We start from the raw sequence: 26952 nt of genomic DNA on the forward strand, positions 1-26952 counted from the left end.
CGGCGGGCGTGGCTGTTCCTGGGCAGGAGTGGGCGCCGGTGGGGGTGGCGTCTCCGGCTGGGGAGCCGCATGCCGTGGCTGTCCGGTGCTGCGGGCCATCACCTCGGAGACGCTGATGCCACCGTAGGTGTCCATTGATCGGCGACGTCTGCCCGACCTGCGGCCGGTGGACTCCCCGGGATCATCTGGATTGTTGATTGAAGGGCCCGTGCCGGAAGCGCCGTGGTCGTCTGGCACCGGGTCTCCCTTCGCTTCTCATGGCGGCCTCGTACGAATGTCGAATCAGTGTTCGGGCATTCCTGTACGGGTGCGCCGGATCGCACGCATTCTGCACTGCCTGATCGCCGGGGCGGTGGCATTCGTTATCGTACGGATACCGGCCGTTCGTGACGACACCATCCCGTGACTTTTTTACGCAGGGTTGACCTCAGTGCGACTCAGCCACGATCGGGTGATGAATATGTGCCCTCACATCGGGTTGTTGCCGGAGTGGCGTTACGGAGTGTGCGAACAATACGGACAGTTCCGTACCGTCGGTATGCGACCAGATTGCGCCCGGCACGCTTCGCCGCGTAGAGCAGGGAATCCGCTTCCAACAACTGGTCCTCGGCGTCGAGCAGCGTTTCCGGTTGCAGTGCGACACCGATACTGATTGTCACCTTCAGTCCTGGGCAGAGTTGCTCCCAATCGTGCTGGGCGACGCGCAGCCGGGCCCGTTCGGCGAGGGCGATGGCCGCTCCCGCGCTGGTGTCGGGCAATACCAGGACGAACTCCTCGCCGCCGTATCGAGCGCAGAAGGCAGTTGGCGGAAGGCTCTGCTGCAACAGGGCTACCACCCGTTGCAGCACTTGGTCGCCGACCCGATGGCCGAAGGTGTCGTTGACCGCCTTGAACAGGTCGAGGTCGACCAGTGCGATCGCGGGCGCCCTGCCCTCGGTGCGCAATCCGGTCAGCCGATGGTCGAGGTAGCGCCGGTTGTAAGTGGCCGTCAGCGCATCGGTCAGACTTTCTTCCCTTGCCTGGGCGCGCTCGCGCCGCAACCGTTCGACCTCGAGGCGGAACTGGTCCGGGATCCGCGGTTCGGCGCGAGCCAGGTCGTAGGCACATCGCAGGTGCTCGTACGCCCTGCGCCAGTTGCCCTGGGTCGCGAACATTCCCGCGATCGACTCGTGCACGGCAAGCAGATCCGCGGAGTCGGCTTCACTCGCGCGGAGCGAGGCACTGTCCTGTGACACCACGTTCACCTCCGTCACTGAAGTCCCTTCGTCTGGAAGGAGGGAATCCTTGAGCGATCCGGACGCGCGGAAGACGAAGATCGCTCAACTGGACGACGAGTTACTGGTTTGTCACGGAGCGTTCAAACAAGGCGCGAAGCCGTACGCCCTTCGGTCGAGTATCGCCACCCGTTGGGAACCGATCTGCTCGCCGACAAGGGTCCCGTTTCGGCGGACAGTGAGCGAGACGCCGACGACGTAAACGGTTCCACGAACAGAACTCGCCCCTTCGGGTGCCCAGCCGGGGTCCGGGCGGGCCGAGGACATGGCCGGATAGATGTCGAGGGTGAGCCCGTCGAGCCCGCAGATCCGATCCGCGAAGTCGGGATGCTGGGTGCTGCGGAGAAACGCGAACTGGGCGTTCGATCCCTGGTCCGCCGCCTGGTTGAACGCGGCGAAATAGCGGTTGAGCAGGTCGGTGTCGGTCTCTGCCCGGGGTGCCGGCACCGTGCTGGAGACGATCGAGCAGCCGGTGAGCAGCAGTACGGCAACGCTCATCACGGCTCCGGCCCATACCCGCACCGGATGGACTTTAGGCGATCCTCGGGGTGCTGAGGTGGATGTCCTCGGCGATCAGGACCTGCTTGTCGTGATAGGCCTCGTAGTCCCGCTCGTCGTCGAGGCCGTAGAGATCGACGTAGTCGGCGAAGGTGAACCGCTCGACCTTGCCCGTGACGTGCGCCACCTCGCCCTTGGTCACGTCGGCCAGTCCGGGCTTCATCAGGACGAGCAGGGGAGCCTCGCCGTAGTCACGGCCGCCGATCACAAAGGACGAGGGCCCGATGTAGTCGGTGACCTCAGCGGTGACAGTCACCCGCTGCCCGATGTACTCCTCGTCGTGAAAGAGGTTCTCGTTCTCGGTGACGTCCTGCACCGTGGCGTGCTTGTCGGGACCCGCCGAGTCGTCTCCACACGCCGACACGACCGACAGCGGCAGCAGAGCCAGCACCACGACGGCCAGCCAGCGTGGTGTGCTCCTCAGGGTGGTCGAGTGCGGCATGCGGCGAGCCCCTTTCCGGATGTGGCGGTTCCACACCTCAGGAGTGCCCACCCGGCCTCCGGATCATGCGCGCGACGACGCCCGCGCGCAGGGGGCGAATGGTGGATCGAGTTGTTCAGGACACGATGCCGTAGTGGGCGGCAAGTAGTGAGAACTGCGCACCGCGGCGGCGTGGTGCCCGGTCGACGAGGTGTCGCATGGTGGCTTCGCCGAGCGGTTGGAATCTTGCCCAGTCGGGGGCGAGAGCGCGTGCTTCGGCCAGGAAATCGAGCGCTTGCCGGTCACGGTGCAACTCGGCTGCCGCTGCCGCGAGCCGTAACTGGTGGCCGGCCTCCCAGAACGCTGGTACCTCGCCGCTTGCCGGAGGCGCGGTCTTGGCGAGGTGTAGCGCTTCCGCTGGGTCGCCAGTCCGAGCGATGCGGTCGATCCGCTGCAGTGTCGCGACCCTTGGCCCGAAGATCGCGGCTTCACTGGCCCAGTCCCTGCGCGTGCGGACAGCGGCGGCGTGAGCTTCGGCGAGCAGGTCGTCGGCCCGGTCGGCGCGGCCCGCGAGCAGGGCGGCGGTGGCGGCGTTGAACAGCAGGTTTCCGAACACACCGCCCCGGAGGGAGTCGCGATCGAACATGGCGGGCTGGAGTCGCTCCGCGGCGCCGACGGCTACTCGTTCCGCCTCGTCGAACCTGCCCTGGCGGATCAGAGTCCACGCCAGGTAGCGCAGTGAGATAGCGGCCTCTACCTCCGGGGCATCTGACTCGCGGGCAGTTTTGAGCGCGCGCTCGGCGGACGACCAGGCAAGGTCCTCCAGTCCGAGCCGCCCTGCCATCCCGGCCCCGAGCCGATAGGTGGTCGAGAGCATGCGGAACGCGCCTGCTTTCTCGTCCCCAGTGGCAACCTGGGTCAGGCGGCGCGCGTCGGTCAGGACAGCGGGTAGCGCGTGGAGTAGTTCCGCATGGCGGCCATCGACGTACGCGCGCCACATGCGATGCACCGACCCGGCAAGGGCGTTCAGGCCGGTGGCCTGCTGCGGTTCGGCGAAGTCGTCCAGGCCGGGGATGTGCTCACATGCGGCAATTGCATGCCGCAGCGGTGTCGCGTCGAGGTCACTCGGCCGTTTGCCAGTGGCCTGACCGAGCAGGGTGCCCACGGTGACGCCGAGCGCTGCCGCGAGCCGGCGCAGTGTCGCTGGTCTGCTGCTGGTGCGGGTGCCCTGCTCGATACGAGCGACCGTGTCGACGCCGACCGATGCGGCTTCGGCAAGCTGTTCCTGCGACAGGTCACGTGCCTTGCGGATACGGGCAACGTTTTCTGCAAACGGATTGCCGGTCATACCCCTCCCCCTGCAGCCCGTGTGGCTATCCCGCGACGCGTTTGCCGTTCTCGCACAGTGCTGGCCCGGCATCCGGGCCAGTGTTCATCGCCACCGCCAGTCGAAGGGCCAGCGACGGTTTGATCTTTGTGGCGGCTTCATCGAGCGTGTACAGCCCAGCCGACAAGATCTCCGGGTCGGTGATGGACAAGCCGTCCACCTGTGTGCCGGTGATCGTCCCGCCGTCGAAGATGAACGCCAGGCCTTCCGGCATCCGGTCGTCGCTAGACAGGTAATCGATCACAAGAAGCCGGCCAGGAGGCCGGTCGATACCGAGTTCCTCCCGGACTTCGCGGGCAGCCGTCGTCCACGGCGCCTCCTCGGCGTCGACAGCACCGCCCGGAAGATCCCAGTGTGGCTTGTAGGACGGCTCGACAAGCAGCACTCTCTGGGCAGCATCGGAGAACACCACTCCCGCGGACATGCGTTTGCGGTTGAGCGAACGCACGTAGTCATCGAACGGGAGCAAATCCACGTCCAGCAGCCTACTGCCTCGGACCCGCGTTCCGTTCTATGCCTGAGGCGCACAGAACGGGTAATCGCGGGAGCCAAACACGTGGTGGAAGGCGCTGTTCTCGCAGGTCAGAACGCAGGATGCTCGGTCGCATGAGTTGGTGCACACAGGGCAACGGCGCAACTGGTGACGGCGCAACTGGGGACGGCAACCAAGGAGGTGATCTCGCCCGGGCACCGAGCATGAGCTGCGGCAGTCATCCAACGCCCGAGGTGTCCCCGCTCATGGCCGAGGTTGTAGAGCTGCTGACCGAACTGCGGAGCCGGAAGTGGGTGCTCTACGTGTTCGGCCCGCACGACGGCCCGGACCTTGTGGCGGCGGTGTTTCAGTGGCCGACCTGCGCCGACGTGCTGATCCTGCGCGGTGAGGACGAAGCGAGCGCTTATCGCGTTCCGACCTTCCCGGGCACCGACGTGTTCACCCCCGACTTCGTCTCCTGGCAGTACCACGCCTCCGCAGCCTGGGCGCTACGGGCCGTGCTGACCCTCGACCCGCCCGGTCACCCCCGCGCCCCGATGGCTGTCCTGCGACCCGCGGCGGGCTGCGTGGTTCGATCGAGCTGCGTCGCCTGGTGACGATCCGGCCCACAGCACTCACCAGCCGAAATCATCAGGAAGGGAAACGCTGATGTGGCGGTTCCACACCTCAGGAGTGCCCACCCGGCCTCCGGATCATGCGCGCGACGACGCCCGCGCGCAGGGGGCGACAGCGGGATCAGCCGCCGGAGTGCATGTCCTCGGCCTCGGGGACGCAGTCGTCGTCCGGGTCGTCCAGCCAGCCGTGCGGCAGCGTGACCTTGCCCGGCGAGCCCTGTCGCCCTCGGGGACCCTGGCCCTCGGCGGGGAACGGCGTTTCCAGCCCAACGGACTCCAGCCTGCCGATCAGGTCGTCGAGCTCCTGCGGGCTCGACACCATCGCGAAGCCGCGTCGCAGTTCGGAGCCGAGCGGGAAGCCCATGAAGTACCAGGCCATGTGCTTGCGCAGGTCCCGCAGGGCCTTGTCGGTGCCGTCGTGCTCGATGAGCAGCTCGGCGTGCCGGCGCAGCACCCGCGCGACCTCGCCGAGCGGCGGCCCCTCCGGGACCGGCCTGCCCTGGAACGCGGCCTCCAGTTCGCCGAACAGCCACGGCCTGCCGAGGCAGCCGCGGCCGACGACGACGCCGTCGCAGCCCGTCTGGTCGACCATCCGCAGCGCGTCATCCGCGGTGAAGATGTCGCCGTTGCCGAGCACAGGGATGGTCGTGACGGCTTCCTTGAGCCGGGCGACATGGCTCCAGTCCGCGGCACCGGAGTAGCGCTGGGCAGCGGTCCTCGCGTGCAGCGAAACCGCGGCCGCACCCTCGGCCTCGGCGATCCGGCCCGCATCGAGGTAGGTGTGGTGCTCGTCGTCGATGCCGACGCGGAACTTCACCGTGAACGGCACACCCGCGCTCTCGGCGGCCTGCACCGACGCGCGCACGATCTCGGCGAACAGTCGCCGCTTGAACGGCAGCGCCGCGCCCCCGCCCTTGCGGGTCACCTTGCTCACCGGACAGCCGAAGTTGCTGTCGACGTGATCGGCGAGCCCCTCGCCGACGATGATCTTCACGGCCTCGCGCATCGTCTTCGGGTCGACGCCGTAGAGCTGCATCGAGCGCGGGTACTCGCCCTCGCCGAAGGTCATCATGTGCATCGTGCCGGGATGGCGCTCGACGACGGCGCGAGCGGTGATCATCTCGCATACGTAGAGACCGGCGCCGTACTCCTGGCACAGCCTGCGGAAGGCCACATTGGTGATGCCGGCCATCGGTGCGAGCACGACCGGGGGATCGACCTCGTAGGGGCCGATTCGCAGTGCAGGCTTCGTCAGGGTGGCGGTCACGCCCTCCATTATCACCATTGCCGCTGGTGATCCACGCCCACGCCCGGATGTGGGCCCAGCAGCGCGACTGGGCCCGCGGCTGCGCGGCCGCTAGAAGTCGACGTTGATGCAGGCCAGCCGCGAACCGGCGGCTCCGGCTTCGCCCGGGGCGGTGTGGGTGTGCATTTCGTGGATGACCACCGAGGCCGGCCGCCGCTCGCCGAACTGCCACTCCACGCTCGAGAGCTCCGTGGCGCTGCCATTGCGGTTGGTGGTGAAGTCGAGCCAAATCTCGTTGTCCGGATTCGCGTAATCGGGATCGACGGAAGGGCTGACCGGATCCTGCTCGTGCTGGAAGTGCGGCCCGGCGGCCTTCCCCGTCTCTCCGCACGGCCGGGTGTGCGCGTGTGCGCCGTACTCGCGGTTCGGCACCAGGCCGGAGACGGACAGCACGGTGTTCGTACCCAGTCCAGGAGCGGACAGCGCGAACACGTGGGCGCGCGCGCCCTCCGGTACGAGTTCGGTGTCGTACGTGCTGGCGGTGGCGTCCGGCTCGTACTCGCCGAAGGTGCCGATCGCCGTGGCCACGCTGGGCGCGGGAGCCGGTTCCGCTGCCGCGCTGCCCACCCCGCTGAACAGGGCGGCCGGGACGGACGCGAGGACGAGGGCGGTTGCTGTGGCGATTCGGCGACGCATGTCTCCACCTGTTATCGCGCTTATCTACTGTCGTGCCAGTACCTTCACACGATCGGATGGTGAATCCGTTTCATCATATGGTCGGTCCGGGGAGGGCGGTCCGCGTGGCCTCGTAGGCTGACGACGTGACTTCGACTGCGGGTAAGCCTGCCGATCGGACCTGGCTGGTGGCCGTCGCGGCGGCGCTCTGGGGTACGGACGGGTTGCTGCGGCTACCCCTGGCCGAGGCGTTGCCCGCCGCGACCGTGGTGTTCTGGGAGCACTTGCTGATCGTGCTGGTGCTACTGCCGTTCGTGCCTCGCGCGCTGCGGGCCCTGCGCGCGTGCGGGCGGCGGGAGTGGATCGCCGTGCTGGTGATCGGGGCGGGATCCTCCGCGCTGGCCACCACCCTGTTCACCGCGGCGTTCCAGGCAGGCGATCCGGTCACCCCGCTCGTCCTGCAGAAGCTGCAGCCCGTGCTCGCGGGACTCGCCGCGTTCTTCATCCTCGGTGAACGATTGCGCCCCGGATACCTAGTGTTCGCGGTGCCCGCCGTGGCGGGGGCCTGGCTGCTGGCCTTCGCCGACCCGTTCGACGTCGAGGTGGCGGCCTTGCAGACCGCGCTGCTGGCGCTCGGTGCCGCGGCGCTGTGGGCCGCGGGCACCGTCCTCGGCCGACTGGTGTCGGTGCAGCTGCCCGCATTGGACGTCACCGTGCTCCGGTTCACCGTCGGGCTGCCGGTGGCCGCGGTGTTGCTGTGGGCGCAGGGCGATGCGGTGGCCCCCGGCTGGAACAACGCGGTCGGCCTGCTGCTGCTGGCCTTCGTGCCGGGCCTGCTCGCGCTGAGCTTGTACTACGTCGGCCTGCGGGCCACTCCGGCCGCGCGGGCGACACTCGCGGAGCTGGCGTTCCCCGTGACCGCCGCGCTGATCGGTGTGTCCTTCCTCGGTGCCGAAATGTCGGTGACGCAGTGGCTGGGACTGGTGATCGTTGTTGGCGCGGTCACCGCGCTGGGCTGGCACGAGCGCTCCAGGGGTGAGACCGTCGTAATGGAGCAGCCCCTCGAACGGGTATGAGGCGATCACCCTGAGCGAGTCGGATTCGGAGTCGGAGAACGAGAAGCTCACTCGCAACGTCAACGAGCTGCTCGGCGAACTGCGTGTCGCACAGGCCGGCGTGCAGATCCTCTTCGGTTTCCTGCTCTCGGTCGTTTTCACGGGCACCTTCCGGGACGCGAGCGGCTTCGAGAAGTCCCTGCACATCTCGGCGGTACTGCTCACCTCCGTCGCCACCGCACTGCTCACCGCGCCCGCGGCGTGGCACCGGGTGCTTTTCCGCGCTGGCAGGCGGCACGACATCCTTCGTGCTGGTAACCGGCTGGTGCTCGGCGGGCTCGCCTGCCTCGCCGCCGCCGTCACGGTGACGGTCGCACTCATCGCCAAGGTGGTGTTCGGGGTCGTGGCGATGGCGATCCTCGGCCCGCTTGTCGGAGCGTTGTTCGTGACGGTCTGGTTCGTCGTTCCGGCTCGGATACTCAAACACGATCCTCGCTGAGGTTGCCCGGCCACAGTTCTTCCCGTTCTTTCGTCAGTAACTCTCGGGCGGTCGCGCGGGCGGGGAGTTATTGATTTTCTACTGCCGAGTAGTGATTGCCGGAATCCGAAGATCGGAGTTCGTGAGCCCTGACACGCAGGTGTTGGGAAGGATTTCCCGGCAGTCCATGGTGCCGTCTTTTCTGGCAACCCCGCGCGTGTGTTGGATGCCCGGCCTGCTCGGCCGACCCGCGCAAACGTCGTCGGGGAGGCCAGGCTGGAGGTGTGCTGGGGAGACGGGTTCGGGAAGCACGTTTTACCCTTCAACCAACTACTTGCAATATTTCGCTTCTTTGATGGTCGTTTCGTCCAAGAATGTGTTCTGGACGGCTAATGCTGCGTAGTGACAAGGGTCACCGCGAGATAAATGCGAACATCTGGCTTCCCACGAACGGCGGTACGTGACTATCCGCCGCGGTGCCAAGGTTGGTGCACGAACAACGGCGCCTGATGAGCGCGCCCTTCCGCAGGATCCAAGAATTCCGTGGGTCGATTCGTGGTGGGCGAAGAAGGAAACACAGTGACGACCAGGGGTGGTAGAAGTGCGGATACGCTCGGTTCGGACAAGGCCGAAGAATTCTGGCAGGAATGCGTACGGCTTCGCTCAGGTCTGATCCGGACAGCTGCACGGTTCGGGGTGGCGGCCGAAGCGGAGGACATCGTCCACGAGGCTTTCCTGCGCGCTGCCGGGTACGGCGACCTCGACCGGGACCTGCTCAATCGCTTTCTCTCGACCCTCACGCGCAGACTCTGCGTCGACGATCTGCGGCGCCGGGTGGCGCTTCAGGCGGCGGCGGTGCATCCTCGGGTACTGCCAACGTCGTTGGAGGCCCTGCAGGACCCGGAGGACACAGTGCTGTGTCGCGAGGAGGCACGCTGGCTGATCGCCAGGTTTGGCCGCTTGAGTGAGCGGGAACGCTTTGTCCTGTTACACCTGGAGCGAGGGGTTTCCCACGACGAGATCGCCCGGCAACTGGGGACGACCAGGAGGGCGACGGAGAGTATTGCCAGCCGCGCGCGACGCAGGGTGCGCGAGCTGATGGCCCGCCGGGCTCGGTGTGACCGGGTGCTCGGCGACTGAGAAAGTCCTGGTGCGGCGTTTGCAGGGGCGCCGCGCCAGGACTTTCCTTCTGGGACTTCTAATTGGGAGCCGATCGCGAGAACCCTGGTCCACTGTCGACCAGCAAGGGCTCCGGCTGCCGGCGCCCGCCTGTCAGGTCAGGCCGTCGCGGCCGAGTTGAAGACGGACTGAGCGACATCGCCGAAGTACGGGCCGTACATCGTCGAGGAGTCGGTCGTGTACTTGAAGCTGTTGACCGAGTTGAGCTTGCCACCGGTGATCCAGCCGCCGCCGGACGAGCCGCCGGTCATGCTGCACTTGAGACCCTGGTCCGTGGAGCCACGCCGGTCCTGCGTGGCCGTGCCGGAGCAGGACCACAGCGTCTGGCCGTCGAACGGCGAGGCCGCCGGGTAGCCGTAGGCGGTGTAATCCAGGCCGCGGGACAGGTTGAACGCGATCGGGTAGGAGCCGACGACATCGGTAAGGCTCTGGCCGTTGGAGTTCTCGTTCATCACGGCGTAGCCGACATCGTGGTTGAAGTCGCCGGACTGTGACCACTGGGTGGTGGTGAACAGCTCCTTGGCGGTCCAGGTGCCGTAGGGCTCCGCACCCTCGTCGTAGGCGGGAACGAAGGCGAAGTTGGTGGCGAACGCCCCCGGACCCTCGTTCAGGCAGTGGCCCGCGGTCGTGACGACGTCGGCGTTGCCACTCGTCGTGGCCGTGCCGGAGCAGACGTAGTCGGTGCCACCGAGGGTGAAGAACACCTTGCCGAGTTCCGGTTGTGGCGTGGCCGGGACGGCGGTGTCGGCCTTCTTGCCCTTCCCGTTCCCGTTGCCGCCCGCCTGTGCCTTGTTCCCCGCGAACCGGGTCTCGGCAGGCGCGGCGGAGGACATGCGTTCGGCGGTCCAGTAGGCGTCGACACGGTGTTGTTCGGCTGTTGTCGTCGCGGCCTCCTGGGCCACGGTGTGCGGTTGTGCGACCGGCGCGGGTGCGGCCAGCGCGGGGGCGGAAAGGGTGACCGAGGCGCCTGCTGCCACTACCGCGGCGAGCAGGGAACGAACGAGAGGTCGTGCCATCAGTTGATCTCTCCCGACTGTCGTGATCTCGCCGAGCAGGGGTGGACGGCGATGCGGGGAAAGCTAGGGTGCCGAGCAACACGATCGGGAGACTTGAAATGCGAGAGGTACTCGGCTACTCCCTGGTCCAGGCGCCTGTACCCGTACTTTCGTCGTCACCTGGCAGGGTGAGGTCGAAAGGCTGAGTGACTGGCTGAAATCGGGTGCGCCAGCTGTCGCCGCCCGCCGGGTCGGCCCCCGGAACTGACATTCGTCATCTCGTCCTCGTGACTCCCCCGCACTACCGCACGGCGCTTCCGCCGACCACCGTGGTTCGTGCGACGAGGTGAGGAGATCGACATGGAAACCGTGCTGGGGGTGAGCGGGGTCTACCACGCCTATGGCGGTACCCCCGCTCTGGACGGAGTGGATCTCCAGGTCGGAACGGGCGAGTGCGTCGCACTGCTCGGGCCGAACGGAGCGGGCAAGACGACCCTGGTGAATCTGGCGATCGGCCTGCTCAGGGTGCAGCGGGGGCAGGTCCGCCTCGCCGGCGGAAACCCGCGTGACGCCGGGACCCGCCGTCACCTCGGCGTGGTGCAGCAGGCGCTCGGCTTCCCGGCGACGCTCAAAGTGGGCGAGCTGGTGGCCGGTGCCGCTGTACGCGGCGGCAGGCCTCGTTCGGCGGCGGGTCCGGTGCTGGCCGAACTGGGCCTGACCGAACTCGCCGGCCGGCGAGCCGCGAAGCTCTCCGGAGGGCAGAAGCAGCGGCTGCAACTGGCGATGGCGCTGGTCACCGAGCCTGACCTGCTGGTACTGGACGAACCGACCGCCGGGCTGGACGTCGCCGCGCGCAGGCGGTTCTGGCAGCTGCTGGAGCAGCGACGGGAGCGCGGCACGGGAGTACTGGTCACCACCCACCTGATCGAGGAGTCCGCAGCGGTGGCCGACCGGGTCGTCGTGCTGGACAAGGGCAGCGTGCTGGCCGAGGGATCGCCACAGGAGTTGGTGGCACTGCTGCCCGATCGCACGGTTGTCGCCCGGACCCTGCTCGACCTCGACCGGCTGCGCGCACTGCCCGGTGTGGTGGCCGCACGGGGCGGCGGCGAGCACGTCCGCCTGAGCACCCGTACCCCCGAGGACCTGCTGCGCGTGCTGCTTGCCGAGGACCCGGCGCTGGCCGACCTGCGTGTCGAGGGCGCGGGACTCGAGGAAGCCGTCGACGCGCTCACCACCCGCCCCCAGGAGGTCCTGCGATGAGTGCCCGGGTGTTCGGCGTCGAGGTCGCCGACGAGTTGCGCGGGATCATCCGCGAACCGACCGCCCTGTTCTTCTCGATCCTGATGCCCGTCGGGTTCTTCGTCCTTTTCGTGTCCCTGTTCGGCGACTACGGGGACACAGCCGTGCCGAACGGGACGCGGATGCTGGCCACGTTCGGCACCTTCGGCGTGCTTTCGGTGACGCTGATGAACCCGGGAATCGGCGTCGCGCAGGACCGGGAACTCGGTTGGCTGCGGGCGAAGCAGGTGTCCGCGGTTCCGATCCGGCTGACGCTGGCCGCCAAGGTCGCCGCCGCGCTCCCCTACGCGGTCGGTGTGCTGATCGCGATGGGGGTCGCGGCCGCGCTCACCGGCACCCTGGACGCGTCAGCGGGCAGCCTTGCCCGGCTCGTCGTCGTACTCCTGCTGGGATCGCTGCCGTTCGCGCTGCTCGGCCTCGCGATCGGCTTCCAGACGAGATCGAACGCCGCGGCGGCGATACTCAACGCGATCCTGTTGCCGTCGGCCGTGCTCTCCGGCCTGTGGATGCCGCTGGAGATGCTGCCCGGTTTCATCCAGCAGATCGCCGTTTTCCTCCCGACCTACCACCTGGCGCAGCTCGCGCTGGGACAGCTCGACGGCGGCGCGGTCGCGGGACACACGCTCGTGCTGCTCGCGACGGCAGTGGTGACGGCGATTCTGGCCGCGGTGTCCTATCGTCACGGGAGATCATGAGCGAACCGACCAGGCCCGAGACGTCTCCGTTGCGGACGACGGACTGGTTGTTCCTGGTCTACCTGGTCATCCCGTTCCTGCAGCCGTTCTTCAGCCCCGGCGACCCGCTGGGCGAGTGGCTGATCGCCTGCGGATTCGTCGGCGCGTTCCTGCCCATCTTCGTCGGCTGTGTGCTCCGGCCGGAGCGGTCACGGTTGTGGGCCGTGCTGACCACGGTGCTCGCGGTGGCGGGCACCCCGTTCAACACCGGCCTATCGATCCTGTTCGTCTACGCGGCCGCGTTCGCCGCGGCCGTGGAGACCCGGCGGGACGCGCTGCGCTGGCTCGCGGGGCTCACGCTGGTCCTCGGCGTGCTCGGCGTCGTCTCCGTGGTGCCGCTGCCATGGCGGCTGTGGGGACTGCTGCCTTCCCTGCTGTTCATCTGGATCATCGGCATCATCCAGATCGAGGGCTCCGAGAAGGGCAGGGAGGCCGCCGAGCTGCGGATGCGTAACGCCAGGGTGGAGTATCTGGCCACGGTCTCCGAACGCGAACGGATCGCCCGCGACCTGCATGATCTCCTCGGGCATTCGCTGACGGCTGTGGTGGTGCGCGCCCAGCTCGTGCAGCAGCTGGTCGCGGTGGATACGGACAGGGCACGGGACGAGGCAGGCGAGATCGAGCACATCGCCAGGGACGCGCTGGCGGAGGTCAGAAGCACGCTCGGCGGGTGGCGGCAGGCGAGCCTGGACGACGAGCTCGATTCCGCGCGCGGCACGCTGGCAAGCGTGGGGGTGGAGCTGACCGTGCACCAGGACCTCGACCGTCCCCTCGTCGGCTCGGTCGAGCACGCACTGGCCCTCGCGCTGCGTGAAGCGGTGACGAACGTGGCGCGGCACGCTCGGGCGCGAACGTGCCACATCAGCGCCGATGTGGAGCACGGGCAGCTGCGGCTCGTCGTCGCCGACGACGGCCGGGGTGGATTCGCACGGGAAGGCAACGGGTTGTCCGGGATTCGCGAGCGCGTGACCGCGCTGGGGGGCACTGTCGAGCGCACCGGGACCGCGGGCACCACGATCGCGATCTCGGTTCCGGTGGAGGTGGCACTGTGAGCGGACCGATCAGGGTCGTGCTGGCCGAGGACCAGGCGATGGTGCTCGGCGCGTTCGCCTCCCTGCTCGACCTGCAGCCGGACGTCGAGGTGGTGGCGACGGCGGCGGACGGTGACGAGGCCCTTGCCGAGGTTCGGCGGCACCGCCCCGACGTACTGCTCACCGACATCGAGATGCCGGGACGCACGGGGCTCGACCTCGCGGCGGAGTTGAACGCGCAGGGGGCGCGGACCCGCGTGCTGATCGTGACGATGTTCGCCCGCAGCGGGTACCTGCGCAGGGCGATGGACGCCGGGGTCGCGGGCTATTTGCTCAAGGACGCACCGATCGGTGAACTGGTCGCCGCGCTGCGGCGAGTGCACGCGGGTGAGCGGGTGGTGGCTCCGGAGCTGGCGGTGGCCGCGTTCGACACCGCGAACCCGCTCACCGAGCGGGAACGGGAACTGCTGCGCGAGGTGGCCGACGGCGCGGGCAACGCCGTGATCGCCGCGCGCCTTAACCTCGCCGAGGGCACGGTACGGAACTACCTCTCCGCGGCGATGGCGAAGCTCAACGCCCGCAACCGGACCGAGGCGGCCAAGCTCGCCCGCGAGCGCGGTTGGCTATAGGCGTCTGGCAGACAGGCCCTGACTAGCGTCTGGCCTCGACGTAGGCCTCGATCCCGTCGAGCAGGCGTTGCACGCCGAAGTTCAGGTCGTGGTCTATGCCGTCGTCGTGCTGGCCGCCCTGATCGAAGAGCTCGTCGGCGATCAGCGTGGACAGTGTCGGAAACCGCTTCGCGTCCACATAGGTTTTCAGGGTCGTGGCGAATCCGGCGTCAGCCTGTTGCAGCGTGACACCGGCCTGCTCGCGTGCCTGCGCCATGTCCAAGGAGATGCGCGCCAGTTCTCTGGCCGCGCCGGTGAGGAAGGTGGCTACCGGGATGATCTCGCCGCTGGCGAGTCCGGCCTGCGACAACGGGCGCAGGGCCGCCTCGAACCAGGACAGCTGGTTGGGTCCGATCGGTGGCCCGCTGACCTGTACCCGCAGGACCCAGGAGTGCTCCCGGTAGACGGTCCAGATCCGCCGGACCCAGAGTTCGATCTCGGCTCGCCAGTCGGTGCACGGGCCGGTGGGGACTGGCGCGGGACCGCAGGCGATGTCGATCATCACGTCGAGCAACTGCTCCTTGCTCGGCACGTACCGGTACAGCGACATCGTGCTGAACCCGAGGTCCTTCGCCACCCGTTGCATCGAGAGCGCGTCGAGCCCGTCGGCGTCCGCGATCGCGATCGCCGCCCTTGCGATTCTGTCCACGGTGAGTTTGGGCTTCGGCCCGCGGCTCGGGCGGTCCCGTGCTCCCCACAGCAACTCGGCACTGCTCAGTGGTCCCTGCCTGCCGTTGTAACCGGTCGTTGTCCGGTCGGTCGTCATACGCCACCCATCGCTGAGGGTTATGCACAACTCGGTTGACGGGGCCGCGGCTGCTGAGTGCAGGTGACCTGCGCCCAGCAGCCGCACCTGTGAGGTGTGCATAACGCTCGTTTGCAAAATCGCTGTCGTCTTGACGTACATCCTAATTCTGTGTATCTAATACACCATTATGCGTACGTAATACACAGTTTGGGGGGTCGATGAGATCGAACCACATGATCGAGGCGAGAGGACTGCGCAAGTCCTTCGGTGAGGTCGAGGTGCTCGCTGGGGTGGACCTGCGGGTCGAGCGGGGCAGCATGCTCGCCCTGCTCGGGCCCAACGGCGCGGGCAAGACCACCGCGGTGCGCATCCTCAGCACGCTGCTCGGAATGGATGGCGGCAGTGCGCGGATCGCCGGATACGACCTCGAAACGCAGGCACGCGCGGTCCGCGGGGTCATCGGGGTCACGGGGCAGCAGACGGCCGTCGACGGTCTGCTCACCGGGTACGAGAACCTGGTGATGATGGGCCGGTTGTTCCGGCTCGGCTCGGCGGCGGCGCGCGATCGCGCTCGCGACCTGCTCGTGCGATTCGATCTGGTGGACGCGGGACAGCGGCAGGTCAAAACCTATTCGGGCGGTATGCGACGCAGGCTCGACGTAGCGATCAGCATGATCACCGCACCTCGAGTGATCTTTTTGGACGAACCGACGACAGGACTCGATCCACGTAGCCGAGGCGACGTGTGGCAGACCGTGCGGGAATTGCTCGACGGCGGGGTCACGATCCTGCTGACCACGCAGTACCTGGAGGAGGCCGATCAGCTGGCGGATCGGATCGCCGTGATCGACGGTGGTGCGATAGTCGCCGAGGGGACAGCGACGCAGCTCAAGCAGCAGGTCGGCGCCGAATTGCTCGAACTGACCTTCGCGGAGGCGGAAGGTTATGCGAGAGGCGTGGCCGCGCTCGGCGCCGAGCGGCCACGGCTCGACGAAACGGCGCTGCGAGCGGAGGTTCCGGTCGTGGCGGCGCAGGACGTCAAACGCGTCCTCGACCTGCTGGACGTCGTCAGCGCGGATCTCGCCAAGGTGCGGGTCACCGAGCCGTCGCTGGACGACGTGTTCCTGAGCCTGACCGGAAATCACGCCAGGACCCCGGAAACCGTGGGAGAGCAGTCATGACGGCGACAGCGGAGCCGAAGGTTCCCGGACAGGTGCGCTCCGATCTGCACTGGGCGATGAGCGACTCGGCCGTCCTCATCGGACGCAACGTGCGGCACGTCCTGCGCAGTCCCGAGCAACTGATGCTCATGCTCTTCCTGCCGATCGTGCTGCTGCTGATGTTTCGGTACCTCTTCGGCGGGGCTATCGACGTCGGTGCGACCACCTACGTGAACTACGTGCTTCCCGGCATCATCGCGGTCAGCATCACCTTCAACGCCACACAGACCAGCGTGGGCGTCGCAGGGGACATGCTGGAGGGCATTGTGGAACGGTTCCGCACCATGCCGATGCTCAGTTCGGCAGTGCTGGTGGGCCACGTCGCCGCCTGCGTATTCCGCACCGCGGTGTCGATCGCGGTGATGGTCGGAGTCGGGTTCGTGATCGGCTTCCGTCCCGCGGCCGATGTCCTCGGCTGGGTCGTCGCGGTCGGGCTGCTGCTTTTGTTCGCCACGGCCGTGTCCTGGGTCGCCGCGATCGTGGGCATGCTCGCGAAAACCGTGGAGGGCGCGAGCGGGATGACGATGCCGCTTGTGTTCATCCCGTACCTCAGCAGTGCGTTCGTGCCACCGGACACGATGCCGGACGTGCTGCGCGTGTTCGCCGAGAACCAGCCGGTCACCCTGGTGATCGACACGGTGCGTGGGCTGTTTCTCGGTCTGCCGGTTGGCGATACCGGCTGGATCGCGATGCTCTGGTGGGTCGGCCTGATCGTCGTGGCGGTCCCGTTGAGCGGCAAACTCTTCCGTCGCAAGGTAATCCGCACCCGCACCTAACCCACCCCGCGCGCTTTCCCGGGAAAGTGCGAGCCCCAAACCCTGTGAGCTGGGGCGGGGCGTGTTGGGTGTCGCGCTTTCCCGGGAAAGTGCGAGGTGGGTCAGATCTCGCGGAGGCGGCGCGCGATGTCCTCCGGCAGCACGTCGGTTACGAAGGCCTCCATCGCGGCCTCCGAGCCTGCCAGGTGCTTGAGTTTGTCCGGTCCCCTGCGCACGGAGAAGAGCTGCAGGTGCAGATACCCGAGGTCGTCGAGGTCGCTGACCGGGCCCTGATGCCAGGCCGAGATGTAGGGCAGGGGCGCGTCGTAGAGCCGATCGAAGCGCCGGAGGAGATCGAGGTACAACTCGGCGAAGTCATCACGCTCTGCGTCCGTCAACTCGGGAATCGTGCGTACCCGGCGCAGCGGGTACACGTGCACCTCAACCGGCCACCGTGCGGCGGCGGGAACGAACGCGACCCAGTGCCCGGTCTCGATGAGGATCCGTTCCCCCGCCGCGCGCTCCGCCGAGATCACGTCCGAGTGCAGGTCGCCGCCGGCTTCCGCGCGATACCGGCGCGCCACCTCCCACATGCGGCGGGTTCGTGGCGTGACGAAAGGGTAGGCGTAGATCTGCCCGTGTGGGTGCCCCAGGGTCACCCCGATCTCCCGTCCCCGGTTCTCGAAGCAAAAGATCTGCTCGATCCCGTCTATTTCGGACAGTGCGCTGGTGCGGTCGGCCCACGCGTCGACCACCAGCCTGGCGTGCTTCGCCGTCAGATCCGCGAATCTCGCATGATGGTCGCTGGTGAAACATACGACCTCACACCGCCCGAGCCCCGGCCGGAACCCGACCAGTGGATGGTTCACCGCGTGCCGATCCGGCACCGCGTGCATCGAGAGGCTGGGGAAGCGGTTCTCGAAGACCGCCACCGTGTAGTTCGATGACGGGATCTCGGTCTGCCGATCCCCGGTCGAGGGACAGAGCGGACACTCGTCCTTGGCAGGGAGAAACGTACGTCCCTGCCGGTGTGCCGCCATCATGATCCACTCGTCGAGCAGTGGGTCGAGGCGCAGCTGTGACGCCGTGCTGACCCCCGGAAGCTCCCGCGCGTCGTGGACTTCGCGGTCAGCCGCGTCGTCGTCATCGAAGTACAACATCTCGCGGCCGTCCGCCAGTGTCGCGTTCGTCCTTTTCACCGGTCACTGCTCCTCGGGGCTCGCGCTCGGTGGGGCCGGGCTGCGGATGCCGGATCCGGTGCCGCGACTTCCGCTCACCGCATCCAAGCACGAAGCAACATAATCGAACAGGGCGCGCGATCATTTTGTCCAGGTTCTTGACTTGCGGCGGCCTATTTAGTGCGCATCCAGCACGAAGTTGGCGGCTCGACCTGGCGATTCCGCTTTCGATCACGCTCTGTTGAAATCTGGTCGAATCTGGTCACAACTGTTGACATCTGTGTGTGGGGTGTGTGAAATGTGTCACGCCGGACTGAGTTCCGTGTGAACCACGAGCTGCTGCCGGTGCTCTGGCGCCAGCACCCGCTGGCGCGGTCCCCCCGAGAAGGGTGTTTCGACCGTGAAGTCATCCGCATTGATGAGCCGACGCAGACGCAGCGGTCCACTGACCGTCGCGACAGCGATCTGCTCCGCGTTCCTGATGGCCGCAGCCGCGTCTCCCGTGGCCGCGGCACCTGCGGAAGCGGGCTGGGAGATGGGCGAGCCCCGCATGGCCACACCGTGGACCGCCCAGGTCTCCCCGGACAACGCACTGCCCGAGTATCCGAGGCCGCAGCTCACCCGCAAGGACTGGCAGAACCTCAACGGTGTCTGGGAGTTCGCCGGTGCCACGGAGGGCGAAGCACCCCCGTTCGGTGAGACGCTCGCCGAACGAATCCTGGTTCCCTACCCGACCGAGTCCGTGCTCTCAGGAATCGAGCGCCACGAGGACTTCATGTGGTATCGCCGCACATTCGAGGTCCCATCGGGATGGCGGGTCGGCGCGACCAACAGACTGAAGCTCCATTTCGGAGCGATCGACTACAAGGCCACCGTGCACGTGAACGGGCAACAGGTCGCCACACACACCGGTGGATACGGCGCGTTCTCCGCTGATGTGACCGATGCCCTCACGGATTCGGGGCCGCAGGAGGTCGTCATCGGCGTGGAGGACCGTGCCGACGCGACCTGGCAACCGGTCGGCAAGCAGCGGCTGGTCCCGGACAGGGGGATCTTCTACGAGGGGGCGTCCGGCATCTGGCAGACGGTCTGGATGGAACCCGTTCCCACCGCACACGTCACCGAACTCGGCATGGTGCCCGACATCGACACGTCCACGCTCGGACTCACCGTGAACACCGGTGGGCAGGCCGAGGGACTGACCGTCGACGTGGTGGTCAAGGACGGCAACCAGCCGGTCAGCCGGACCAGCGGACCCGCGGGCGAGCCGCTCGACGTCGGTGTCCCGGATGCCAAGCTGTGGTCCCCGGACTCGCCGTTCCTCTATGACCTCGAGGTCGTACTCAAGGATGGCAACCGCCCGGTCGACCGCGTCTCCTCCTACTTCGGAATGCGTGAGATCGGCACTGCCAAGGGGGCGGACGGAAAGCTGCGGATGACCCTCAATGGGGAGATCCTCTTCCAAATGTCCACTCTGGACCAGGGCTACTGGCCGGACGGGATCTACACCGCGCCGACGGATGAGGCACTGAGGTTCGACCTCGAGCAGCACAAGGTCCTCGGGTTCAACACGGTGCGCAAGCACATCAAGACCGAACCCGACCGTTGGTACTATCACGCGGACAAGCTGGGACTGCTGGTCTGGCAGGACATGCCCTCGATGCGCACCGGTGGCCGTCCCCCCGCTGACGCGCAGCGGCAGTTCGAGGCCGAGCTGCACGAGATCGTCGAGGAGAAGAAGAACTGGACCTCCGTTGTCGGCTGGGTGCCGTTCAACGAGGGCTGGGGCGAATGGTCCCAGGAGGCGACAGGTCGCATTGCCGAAGAGGTCAAGGAACAGGACCCGACCAGGCTCGTCAACGCGCACAGTGGCGTGAACTGCTGTGCCTCCCTCGGTGACTCGGGCAAGGGCGATGTCATCGACTGGCACGCGTACACCGGGCCCGCGAATCCGATGCCGGAGGGCGATCGGGTTTCGATGGACGGCGAGCACGGCGGGTTCGGCCTCGAGGTCGATGGGCACATGTGGTTCGGCGAAGGTCACGCCTACGAGATGACGCCGGACAAGGAAACCCTCACGCGAAGGTACGTGGAAAACCAGCGCGACGTGCTGACGGCGGCGCAGGGCTGCGGGATCAGCGGTGCCATCTACACCCAGATCACCGATGTCGAGCACGAGGTGAACGGGTTCTTCACCTACGACCGGCAGGTCGAGAAGATGGACTTCGCACAGGTGCGGGCCGTCAACGAGGCGATCATCCGCAATGCCGACGGCAGCGGCAGCGGTGGGCCCGCGCCAGACCCGGGAACTCCTGGCCTGCAAGGCGTCAACGCCTACAAATTCGACGAGGGCAGCGGTTCGACGGCGACCGACTCCGTCGGTGATGCCGACGCCGCGCTGACCAACGCGGAGTGGGTCGACGGCGTGGCCGGCGGTGGCCTTTCCTTCAGTGGCAACGGAGTCGCCGACACCGGCGCCAGTCTGGTGGACACCGCGGGAAGCTACTCGGTGTCGGCCTGGGCCAAACTGGACGAGGCGGGCGGCGCCTTCCAGACGGTCGTCAGTCAGGACACCGGCAGCCACAGCGGGTTCTTCCTGCAGTACTCCGGTCAGGACCAGCGCTGGGCGATGAGTTTTGTCGGACTGCGGGCCCTCTCGCCGGAGAAGCCGGAACCCGGCCGCTGGTATCACCTCACCGGAGTGCGGGACGCACAGGCCGGAACGCTGGAGCTGTTCGTCGACGGCAAGCAGGTCGACTCGAAGAACGCGTGCTCGGCGGGTGAGTCCTCGGGCAACACCGTGATCGGTCGCGGCCAGTACGGCGGTCAGAACGTCGATTTCCTCCGGGGCGACGTGGACGACGTCCGGATCTACGACCGGGCGCTGTCCGATGCGGAGATCGCCGAGCTTGCCTCGGCAGGCGAGTAACCAACACCGGCGTCAGGGGTGGGCGGTGCCCGCCCCTGACGCCATCCACCACGTAGTTCACGTCCGGCGGCGGGGGCCGGCCTTTTCCCAGGGAGCATTGCATGACACGCACCAAGGTTCTGCGCCCGTGGCAGGCGCTCGTCGCGGCAACGGCCGTCGGCATGGCACTGGCCGGCTGCACCAACACCGGTGAGGAGCCGGCGAACGCGGCCGGTTCCGGCGACGGCGGTGATGGGCAGGTCGTCAAGGAGAACGAGAGTACGGGTGAGGGCTGCACCCTCGACAAGTACGGCGCCGAGAAGATCGACCTGGCCGGCGCCGTGGTCGGGTTCTCCCAGTCGGAGCCCGACACCGCGGCCTTCCGGGCCGCGGAGACGAAGTCGATCAGGGAAGCCGCCGAGGACGCGGGGGTGCAGGACCTGCTCGTCACCAACGCCAACAACGAACTGCCCAAACAGATCGCCGACATCAAGAACCTGGTGAGCCAGGGCGTGCAGTTCCTCATCGTCGCCCCGGTCAACTCCGACGGTCTCGACCCCGCACTCGACGCGGCGAAGCAGGCCGGGGTCCCGGTGCTCACGATCGATCGGAAGGTGACCAACACCCACTGCGAGGATTACGTCGCGTTCCTCGGCTCGGACTTCTACGAGCAGGGCAAGCGTGCCGCGGACGCGATGAACGAGGTCACCGGTGGGGCCGGCAAGGTGGCGATTCTGCTCGGCGCATCCGGCAACAACGTGACCGACGAGCGCAACTCCGGCTTCAAGGACCAGGTCGAGGCGGAGTATCCCGGACTGGAGATCGTCGCCGAGCAGACCGCGAACTTCGCCAGGGACGAGGGTCAAAGCGTCGCGGAGCAGCTGCTGCAGTCGAATCCGGACATCACCGCGATATACGCCCACAACGACGAGATGGCACTGGGTGCGGTAACCGCCGTGCAGGCGGCGGGCAAGCAGCCGGGCGAGGACATCAAGCTGGTGTCGATCGACGGTACGCGAAACGCGGTGCAGGCCATTGTGGACGGAAAGATGAACGCGGTGATCGAGTCCAACCCGCGCTTCGGGCCGCTGGCTTTCGAGACCGCGCAGAAGTTCTACGACGGTGAGCCGGTCCCCGAGGACATCATCATCTCCGATGACGAGTACAACGCGGAGAACGCCGAGGCGGAGATCGGCAACGCCTTCTGAACCGGCGATTTCGCCGTGACCGGCGGGGCGCGCCGATATCACCGCGCCCCGCCGGTTTCCACCAGTGCCGGACCTCCGGCAGCCGCAGCGCGAGGAGTGACATCGTCGTGAGCGCAACCAGCACCGCAGTACCACCATCGAGCAGATCTGAGCCCGTACTCAAGACCGAGGGCGTGACCAAGTCGTTCGGTGGCGTGCATGCCCTTCGCGGGGTCGACTTCGCGCTTGCCGAGGGCGAGATCCACGCACTGGTCGGCGAGAACGGTGCGGGGAAGTCCACTTTGATCAAGGTGTTGACGGGGGTGTATCGGCCCGACCACGGAGCCGTCCGGTTCGCCGGCGGGGAGGTGGACTTCCAGCGGCCGGCCGACGCGCAGGACGCGGGCATCTCCACCATCTACCAAGAGGTGAACCTGGTACCGCTGTTGTCGGTGGCCCGCAACATCTTCCTCGGCCGCGAGCCACGTAACCGTGCCCGGCTCATCGACGTCGGCGCGATGAACCGCATGGCTGCTGATCTGCTCGATTCACTCGGCGTCGATATCGACGTCACCGCCGACCTCGGCAGGCTCGGCCTCGGCGTACAGCAGATGGTGGCCCTCGCCAGGGCGATGTCGGTGCGGAGCCGAGTGGTGATCATGGACGAGCCGACGTCCTCACTGGAATCCAGGGAGGTGGCAACCCTGTTCGACGTCGCGCGCGGCCTGCGCGACAAGGGAGTCGGGTTGATCTTCGTCTCGCATCGGCTGGAAGAACTGTGGGCCCTGTGCGACCGCGTCACGATCCTGCGCGACGGGCAGCGGGTGCACACCGGTGCGCTCGCGGACCTCGACCGCGTCAGGCTGGTGTCCCACATGCTCGGACGCGATCCGGGCGAGATCGCGCAGGCCGGCGCGACCGAGTTCGGCGAAACTCATCTGCGCGACCGGGCGCCGGTCCTGAAAGTTACCGGGATCGACGTCCGGCACCGGCTGCACGACGTCAGCCTGACCGTCCGCCCGGGCGAGGTGCTTGGCCTCGGCGGCCTGCTCGGGTCGGGCCGCAGCGAGACCGTGAAGGCCGTGTACGGCGCGCTGCCGATGCAGGCGGGGTCGGTGGAGGTCGGCGGTTCCGGTATCCGCGCCAACTCGGTTCGCCGCGCTCTGCGGTCGGGAATCGCGTTGCTGTCGGAGGATCGCAAGGCCGAGGGCATCATTCCCGACCTCTCGGTCCGCGACAACATCGCGCTGGCCGTCATGCCCCGCTTCTCCCGCGCGGGGATCATCTCCGAGTCGCGGATCGACGCGCTCGTGGAAACGTTCATGCGCCGCTTGCGGATCAAGGCCTCCGGTCCGGCGCAGAAGGTGCGGGAGCTCTCCGGCGGAAACCAGCAGAAGGTGCTGATCGCGCGGTGGTTGTGCACGGAGCCGAAGGTGTTCCTGCTTGACGAACCCACCCGCGGCATCGATGTCGGTGCCAAGAGCGAGGTGCAGGCACTGATCGATGAACTGGCCGCGCAGGGCCTCGCGGTCGTGCTGATCTCCAGCGAGATGGACGAACTCGTCGAGGGAGCCGATCGGATCGCCGTGCTGCACGGCGGCTCCGTTCAACAGGAGTTGTCCGGTGGTGCGATGACCACTGCCGCACTGCTCGCCGCTCTCGCAGGCGCGCCTGCTCGGGCGGACCTGGATGCGGAGGAGGCACGGTGATGTCCGAGATCACGACATCCGGTCAGGGCCTGGACTCCGGCACGGCGGAACCGCCACCCGCACCGCCACCCCGCGCGCCCAGGCCCGCACGCCGTACCTGGCGGGACAGGTTCACCGTGGACTGGGTCAGGCGCAACGGCGTTTACGTGGCATTGGCATTGCTGATGCTGGTGAACGTCGTCGCCACCGACAATTTCCTCAGCGAGGGAACGATCCGGCTGCAGCTCATCCAGGTCGCCCCGGTGCTGATCGTGGCGCTCGGGATGTCGTTGGTGATCGGCACTGAGGGCATCGATCTCTCGGTCGGTGCGGTGATGGCGCTGGCAGCCGCACTGATCCCGCTGTACATCGGTTACGGCGCACTGGTGGCCGTGTTGATCGCGGTGCTCGCGGGCGGGGTCACCGGTGTGCTGGCCGGAACGCTCGTGGCCAGGGTGGGCGTGCAGCCCATCGTCGCCACGCTCGGCATCATGGTCGCGGGCCGGGGGGTAGCCAACCTGTTCGGTGGCGAGATCAAGAGCATCCGGGAACCGGGGATCGTCGAGCTCGGTTCCGGCTCGCTGCTCGGTGTCCCGTATGTCGTGCTGATCGGCATCGCGGTCGCGGCGATGGCCTGGTTCCTGGTCCGCAGGTCGACCTATGGGCGGCAGCTGGTGGCGATCGGCGGCAACAAACGGGCCGCCGAACTCGCCGGGCTGCCGGTGAAGCGGGTACTCACGACAACCTATGTCCTGTGTGGACTACTTGCGGCCCTGGCCGGTGTACTGCTGGCCGCGCGCTCTCAGGCCAGTGACCCGACGAAACTCGGGCTGCTGGTCGAACTGTCGGCCATCACGGCCGTCGTCATCGGCGGTACGCCGTTGTCGGGTGGGCAGGTACGCATCGCCGGAACCGTTGCGGGTGCCCTGCTGATGCAGCTGATCACCGCGACCCTGATCTTCCACGACATCCCCGACTCGACCGCCCAGATCGCCCAGGCGGTCATCGTGGTTGCGGCCGTCTACGTGCAGCTCGGCAGGAGAAAGGCGCGATCATGACCACGACGGGTGTTCCGGACAGCGGTGCGGCCACCGGTGTCGCCGCGAAACGGGGCGGCGGAGCGCGGGTGGCGCACCTGGTGCAGCGGCAGGGCGCGCTGGTGATTCTCGTCGCGGCGGTCGTCGTTTCGACGTTCGCGTTCGATTCCTTCGGTACCGCAGGCAATCTGACCAACATTGGTCTCGAGGCCTCGTTCCTCGCGATGGTCGCGCTCGGTATGACCTTCGTGATCATGACTGGCGGCATCGACCTCTCGGTCGGATCGGTTTTCGCGCTGGGAGGAGTCCTCGCGGCCTGGGGCTCGCAGTACGGACTGCTCGTCGCGCTGCTGTTGCCGTTACTGGTGTGTGGGGGAATCGGCCTGGTTCAGGGGTTGATCATCGCGCGCGGCGGCCTGCCGCCGTTCATCGTCACGCTGGCCGGACTGTTGTTCGCGCGCGGCCTGCTGCTGCTCATCAGTGACGAGGGCGCGACGACGTACAAGGTGCCGCCGGAGTCGGCGTTCCTGGAGCTCGCGCAGGGCTCGCTGTTCGGGATCGGCTACCCGCTCTGGCTCGTCGCGATCGCGTTCGCGATCGGCGGCCTTGTGCTGCACCGGACCTCGTACGGCTCCACAGTGCTCGCGATTGGCGGACAGGAGGACGCCGCGGATCTGATGGGACTTCCGGTGCTGCGCACGAAGGTCGTCGCGTACGTCATGTCCGGTCTGCTGGCCGGATTCGGTGGCGTGCTGATCGCTTCGTACACGTCGTCGGGGGTGACCGTGCTGGGCGTGGGTATGGAACTCGAGGCCATCGCCGCGGTCGTGCTCGGGGGCACCCTGCTGACCGGTGGCGCGGGAACGGTACTCGGCACGCTGGTGGGTGTATTGCTCCTGCAGGTCATCAAGAACGTGATCAACCAGGTGGGATCGTTGAACTCCAACTGGCAGGCGGTCATCAGCGGCACGATCCTGCTGGTCGTGGTGACGGTGCAGCGCTGGCTGTCCAGAGTGGAACGACGTTGACCCGCGGCGTCCGCGCGCCGGTCAGCCGGAGGCGCCGGTTCGTTCCTCGTCCTCGGTGATCCCGGCGAGCTCTGTGCTGTCGGTGTTCTCCAGATCGCTCACGTCGACGACCACGAGTTCGCCTACCCGTTCCCGCAGGGCCGCTTGGCTCTCGGCCGCGAGGGCGCTGTCGGTGAACAGAATGTCGGCGGTGTCCAGGCTGGCGATGGTGCTGATGCCGAGCACGCCGAACTTGGTGTGATCGGCGAGGACGACGAACCGGCGGGAAGCCTCGACGAACGCGCGATCGGTCTCGGCCTCCACCAGGTTGGGTGTGGTGAAACCGTTGCGCACGTCCATTCCGTGCACACCCATGAACATGATGTCGAGGTTCACCGAGCGAATCGCCGCCACGGCGAACGGCCCGACCAGCGCCTCCGACGGCGTGCGGATTCCGCCGGTCAGTACGACGGTCTGGTCCGGGCGGGGTTGGTGCGAGAACAGGTCGGCCACCTGGACCGAGTTCGTCACCACGGTGATGCCGGGGACTTCCCGAAGGCGCCGGGCGAAGGTCCACGTGGTGGTGCCACCGGAAAGGCCGATGGCCATACCGGGCTCGACCAGCTTCGCCGCCGCCGCGGCAATGGCCCGCTTCTCCGTGTTCTGCCTGCCGGATTTAGCGGCGAATCCGGGCTCCTCGGCGCTACGCCCGCCCGGTAGGAGCGCGCCGCCGTGCACCTTAACGACGAGACCTTCCTGGGCGAGCAGTTCCAGGTCGCGCCGGACGGTCATGTCCGAAACGCCGAGGCTTTCCACGAGGGAGCTGACGCGGACCGCACCGGTCCGACGGATTTCCTCGAGGATCTGCGATCGCCGCTGGTTGGCCAGCATTCACCCAACATATCAGCCCGGTGCCGTTCGCCCTGGTGTACTCGGCAGCGTGCCCTCCAGCGGATCCCCAGCGGGGCACTGGGGCCCTGGGGCCCAAGGGGGGGTCCTGGGGTCCAGATCTCACTCGCACTTTCCCGGGAAAGTGCGCTCAGCTACCGCACTTTCCCGGGAAAGTGTGTGACCTGTGCGGCATCCCCGGCGTGTCGCCCCCGCCACGCCGGGACCA

General features: G+C 67.4%; 26 protein-coding genes. 15 read left to right on the top strand and 11 right to left on the bottom strand.

Features of this window, described 5'->3' with window-relative positions; all coding sequences use genetic code 11:
* Window positions 1-437 precede the first annotated feature (437 nt).
* The 5 genes from D0C15_RS26540 to D0C15_RS26560 all read right to left on the bottom strand — a co-directional run bounded on the left by D0C15_RS26540 (window position 438) and on the right by D0C15_RS26560 (window position 4115).
* Entirely contained in the window at window positions 438-1235 is a 798-nt protein-coding gene (locus tag D0C15_RS26540; RefSeq protein WP_245976268.1) for a GGDEF domain-containing protein, read from the bottom strand.
* 111 nt (window positions 1236-1346) lie between these two features.
* A complete protein-coding gene (locus D0C15_RS26545; protein WP_116050717.1) occupies window positions 1347-1772 on the bottom strand; it encodes a hypothetical protein in 426 nt (141 codons plus the stop codon).
* 34 nt (window positions 1773-1806) lie between these two features.
* Window positions 1807-2274: a hypothetical protein gene (locus D0C15_RS26550; protein WP_116050718.1), complete on the bottom strand. Its 468-nt coding sequence runs from the start codon at window positions 2272-2274 to the stop codon at window positions 1807-1809.
* A gap of 115 nt (window positions 2275-2389) precedes the next feature.
* Window positions 2390-3601: a helix-turn-helix domain-containing protein gene (locus D0C15_RS26555; RefSeq protein WP_116050721.1), complete on the bottom strand. Its 1212-nt coding sequence runs from the start codon at window positions 3599-3601 to the stop codon at window positions 2390-2392.
* 25 nt (window positions 3602-3626) lie between these two features.
* On the bottom strand, window positions 3627-4115 hold the full coding sequence (locus tag D0C15_RS26560; RefSeq protein WP_116050722.1) for an NUDIX domain-containing protein: 489 nt from the start codon (window positions 4113-4115) through the stop codon (window positions 3627-3629).
* Window positions 4116-4378: 263 nt separating this feature from the next.
* Between D0C15_RS26560 and D0C15_RS26565 the strand changes: the two genes are divergently transcribed.
* Window positions 4379-4729, top strand: a complete 351-nt coding sequence (locus D0C15_RS26565) for a hypothetical protein (protein WP_245976269.1) — start codon at window positions 4379-4381, stop codon at window positions 4727-4729.
* 139 nt (window positions 4730-4868) lie between these two features.
* Here D0C15_RS26565 and dusB read toward each other — a convergent pair whose 3' ends face one another.
* Both dusB and D0C15_RS26575 read right to left on the bottom strand, forming a co-directional pair.
* A complete protein-coding gene (dusB, locus tag D0C15_RS26570) occupies window positions 4869-6023 on the bottom strand; it encodes a tRNA dihydrouridine synthase DusB (RefSeq protein WP_170161365.1) in 1155 nt (384 codons plus the stop codon).
* Window positions 6024-6104: 81 nt separating this feature from the next.
* Window positions 6105-6689: a superoxide dismutase family protein gene (locus D0C15_RS26575; RefSeq protein ID WP_116050724.1), complete on the bottom strand. Its 585-nt coding sequence runs from the start codon at window positions 6687-6689 to the stop codon at window positions 6105-6107.
* Between the two features lie 125 nt (window positions 6690-6814).
* On the opposite strand from D0C15_RS26575, the gene D0C15_RS26580 reads away from it, so the two are divergent.
* The 3 genes from D0C15_RS26580 (at window position 6815) to D0C15_RS26590 (ending at window position 9341) form a co-directional block, all read left to right on the top strand.
* On the top strand, window positions 6815-7744 hold the full coding sequence (locus tag D0C15_RS26580) for a DMT family transporter (protein ID WP_245976270.1): 930 nt from the start codon (window positions 6815-6817) through the stop codon (window positions 7742-7744).
* 10 nt (window positions 7745-7754) lie between these two features.
* Complete coding sequence (locus D0C15_RS26585; protein ID WP_116050726.1) at window positions 7755-8222, top strand: DUF6328 family protein; 468 nt, start codon at window positions 7755-7757, stop codon at window positions 8220-8222.
* 558 nt (window positions 8223-8780) lie between these two features.
* The gene (locus tag D0C15_RS26590; protein WP_162830265.1) at window positions 8781-9341 is read left to right on the top strand and encodes an RNA polymerase sigma factor; all 561 of its coding nucleotides are present in this window, start codon (window positions 8781-8783) and stop codon (window positions 9339-9341) included.
* Between the two features lie 137 nt (window positions 9342-9478).
* Here the strand turns inward: D0C15_RS26590 and D0C15_RS26595 are convergent, their stop codons facing one another.
* On the bottom strand, window positions 9479-10396 hold the full coding sequence (locus D0C15_RS26595; RefSeq protein ID WP_116050730.1) for a trypsin-like serine peptidase: 918 nt from the start codon (window positions 10394-10396) through the stop codon (window positions 9479-9481).
* A 339-nt stretch (window positions 10397-10735) separates the two neighbouring features.
* Here D0C15_RS26595 and D0C15_RS26600 point away from each other — a divergent pair, with 339 nt between their 5' ends.
* From D0C15_RS26600 to D0C15_RS26615, 4 genes are read left to right on the top strand one after another with little or no spacing between them, the layout of a single operon-like run.
* Window positions 10736-11635: an ABC transporter ATP-binding protein gene (locus D0C15_RS26600; RefSeq protein ID WP_116050732.1), complete on the top strand. Its 900-nt coding sequence runs from the start codon at window positions 10736-10738 to the stop codon at window positions 11633-11635.
* Entirely contained in the window at window positions 11632-12369 is a 738-nt protein-coding gene (locus tag D0C15_RS26605) for an ABC transporter permease (RefSeq protein WP_116050734.1), read from the top strand. Before D0C15_RS26600 ends, D0C15_RS26605 begins: the two co-directional genes overlap by 4 nt.
* A complete protein-coding gene (locus D0C15_RS26610; protein WP_116050736.1) occupies window positions 12366-13460 on the top strand; it encodes a sensor histidine kinase in 1095 nt (364 codons plus the stop codon). Before D0C15_RS26605 ends, D0C15_RS26610 begins: the two co-directional genes overlap by 4 nt.
* Window positions 13457-14068 (top strand): response regulator transcription factor, encoded by a 612-nt coding sequence (locus D0C15_RS26615; protein WP_116050738.1) that lies wholly within the window; start codon window positions 13457-13459, stop codon window positions 14066-14068. Before D0C15_RS26610 ends, D0C15_RS26615 begins: the two co-directional genes overlap by 4 nt.
* Before the next feature lie 22 nt (window positions 14069-14090).
* On the opposite strand, the gene D0C15_RS26620 is transcribed toward D0C15_RS26615, so the two are convergent.
* The gene (locus tag D0C15_RS26620) at window positions 14091-14873 is read right to left on the bottom strand and encodes a TetR/AcrR family transcriptional regulator (RefSeq protein WP_116050740.1); all 783 of its coding nucleotides are present in this window, start codon (window positions 14871-14873) and stop codon (window positions 14091-14093) included.
* A gap of 215 nt (window positions 14874-15088) precedes the next feature.
* Between D0C15_RS26620 and D0C15_RS26625 the strand changes: the two genes are divergently transcribed.
* Window positions 15089-16036: an ATP-binding cassette domain-containing protein gene (locus tag D0C15_RS26625; RefSeq protein ID WP_116050741.1), complete on the top strand. Its 948-nt coding sequence runs from the start codon at window positions 15089-15091 to the stop codon at window positions 16034-16036.
* The gene (locus D0C15_RS26630; protein ID WP_211323332.1) at window positions 16033-16851 is read left to right on the top strand and encodes an ABC transporter permease; all 819 of its coding nucleotides are present in this window, start codon (window positions 16033-16035) and stop codon (window positions 16849-16851) included. Before D0C15_RS26625 ends, D0C15_RS26630 begins: the two co-directional genes overlap by 4 nt.
* Window positions 16852-16952: 101 nt before the next feature.
* On the opposite strand, the gene galT is transcribed toward D0C15_RS26630, so the two are convergent.
* Entirely contained in the window at window positions 16953-18029 is a 1077-nt protein-coding gene (galT, locus tag D0C15_RS34790; RefSeq protein ID WP_211323333.1) for a galactose-1-phosphate uridylyltransferase, read from the bottom strand.
* 460 nt (window positions 18030-18489) lie between these two features.
* Here galT and D0C15_RS26645 point away from each other — a divergent pair, with 460 nt between their 5' ends.
* The 5 genes from D0C15_RS26645 to D0C15_RS26665 all read left to right on the top strand — a co-directional run bounded on the left by D0C15_RS26645 (window position 18490) and on the right by D0C15_RS26665 (window position 25856).
* Complete coding sequence (locus D0C15_RS26645) at window positions 18490-20937, top strand: LamG-like jellyroll fold domain-containing protein (RefSeq protein WP_116050833.1); 2448 nt, start codon at window positions 18490-18492, stop codon at window positions 20935-20937.
* Window positions 20938-21038: 101 nt separating this feature from the next.
* A complete protein-coding gene (locus D0C15_RS26650) occupies window positions 21039-22124 on the top strand; it encodes an ABC transporter substrate-binding protein (RefSeq protein WP_116050768.1) in 1086 nt (361 codons plus the stop codon).
* 107 nt (window positions 22125-22231) lie between these two features.
* The gene (locus D0C15_RS26655; RefSeq protein WP_211323334.1) at window positions 22232-23812 is read left to right on the top strand and encodes a sugar ABC transporter ATP-binding protein; all 1581 of its coding nucleotides are present in this window, start codon (window positions 22232-22234) and stop codon (window positions 23810-23812) included.
* Window positions 23812-24849, top strand: a complete 1038-nt coding sequence (locus D0C15_RS26660; protein ID WP_116050773.1) for an ABC transporter permease — start codon at window positions 23812-23814, stop codon at window positions 24847-24849. The genes D0C15_RS26655 and D0C15_RS26660 overlap by 1 nt, the downstream gene beginning before the upstream one ends.
* A complete protein-coding gene (locus tag D0C15_RS26665; protein WP_116050775.1) occupies window positions 24846-25856 on the top strand; it encodes an ABC transporter permease in 1011 nt (336 codons plus the stop codon). Before D0C15_RS26660 ends, D0C15_RS26665 begins: the two co-directional genes overlap by 4 nt.
* Window positions 25857-25877: 21 nt before the next feature.
* Here D0C15_RS26665 and D0C15_RS26670 read toward each other — a convergent pair whose 3' ends face one another.
* Window positions 25878-26726 carry a DeoR/GlpR family DNA-binding transcription regulator gene (locus D0C15_RS26670; RefSeq protein ID WP_116050777.1) on the bottom strand — a complete coding sequence of 283 codons (849 nt, stop codon included), beginning with the start codon at window positions 26724-26726 and terminating at the stop codon, window positions 25878-25880.
* Window positions 26727-26952: the final 226 nt, after the last annotated feature.

This window comes from Amycolatopsis palatopharyngis (assembly GCF_003385185.1).
Classification (GTDB): Bacteria; Actinomycetota; Actinomycetes; order Mycobacteriales; family Pseudonocardiaceae; genus Amycolatopsis; species Amycolatopsis palatopharyngis.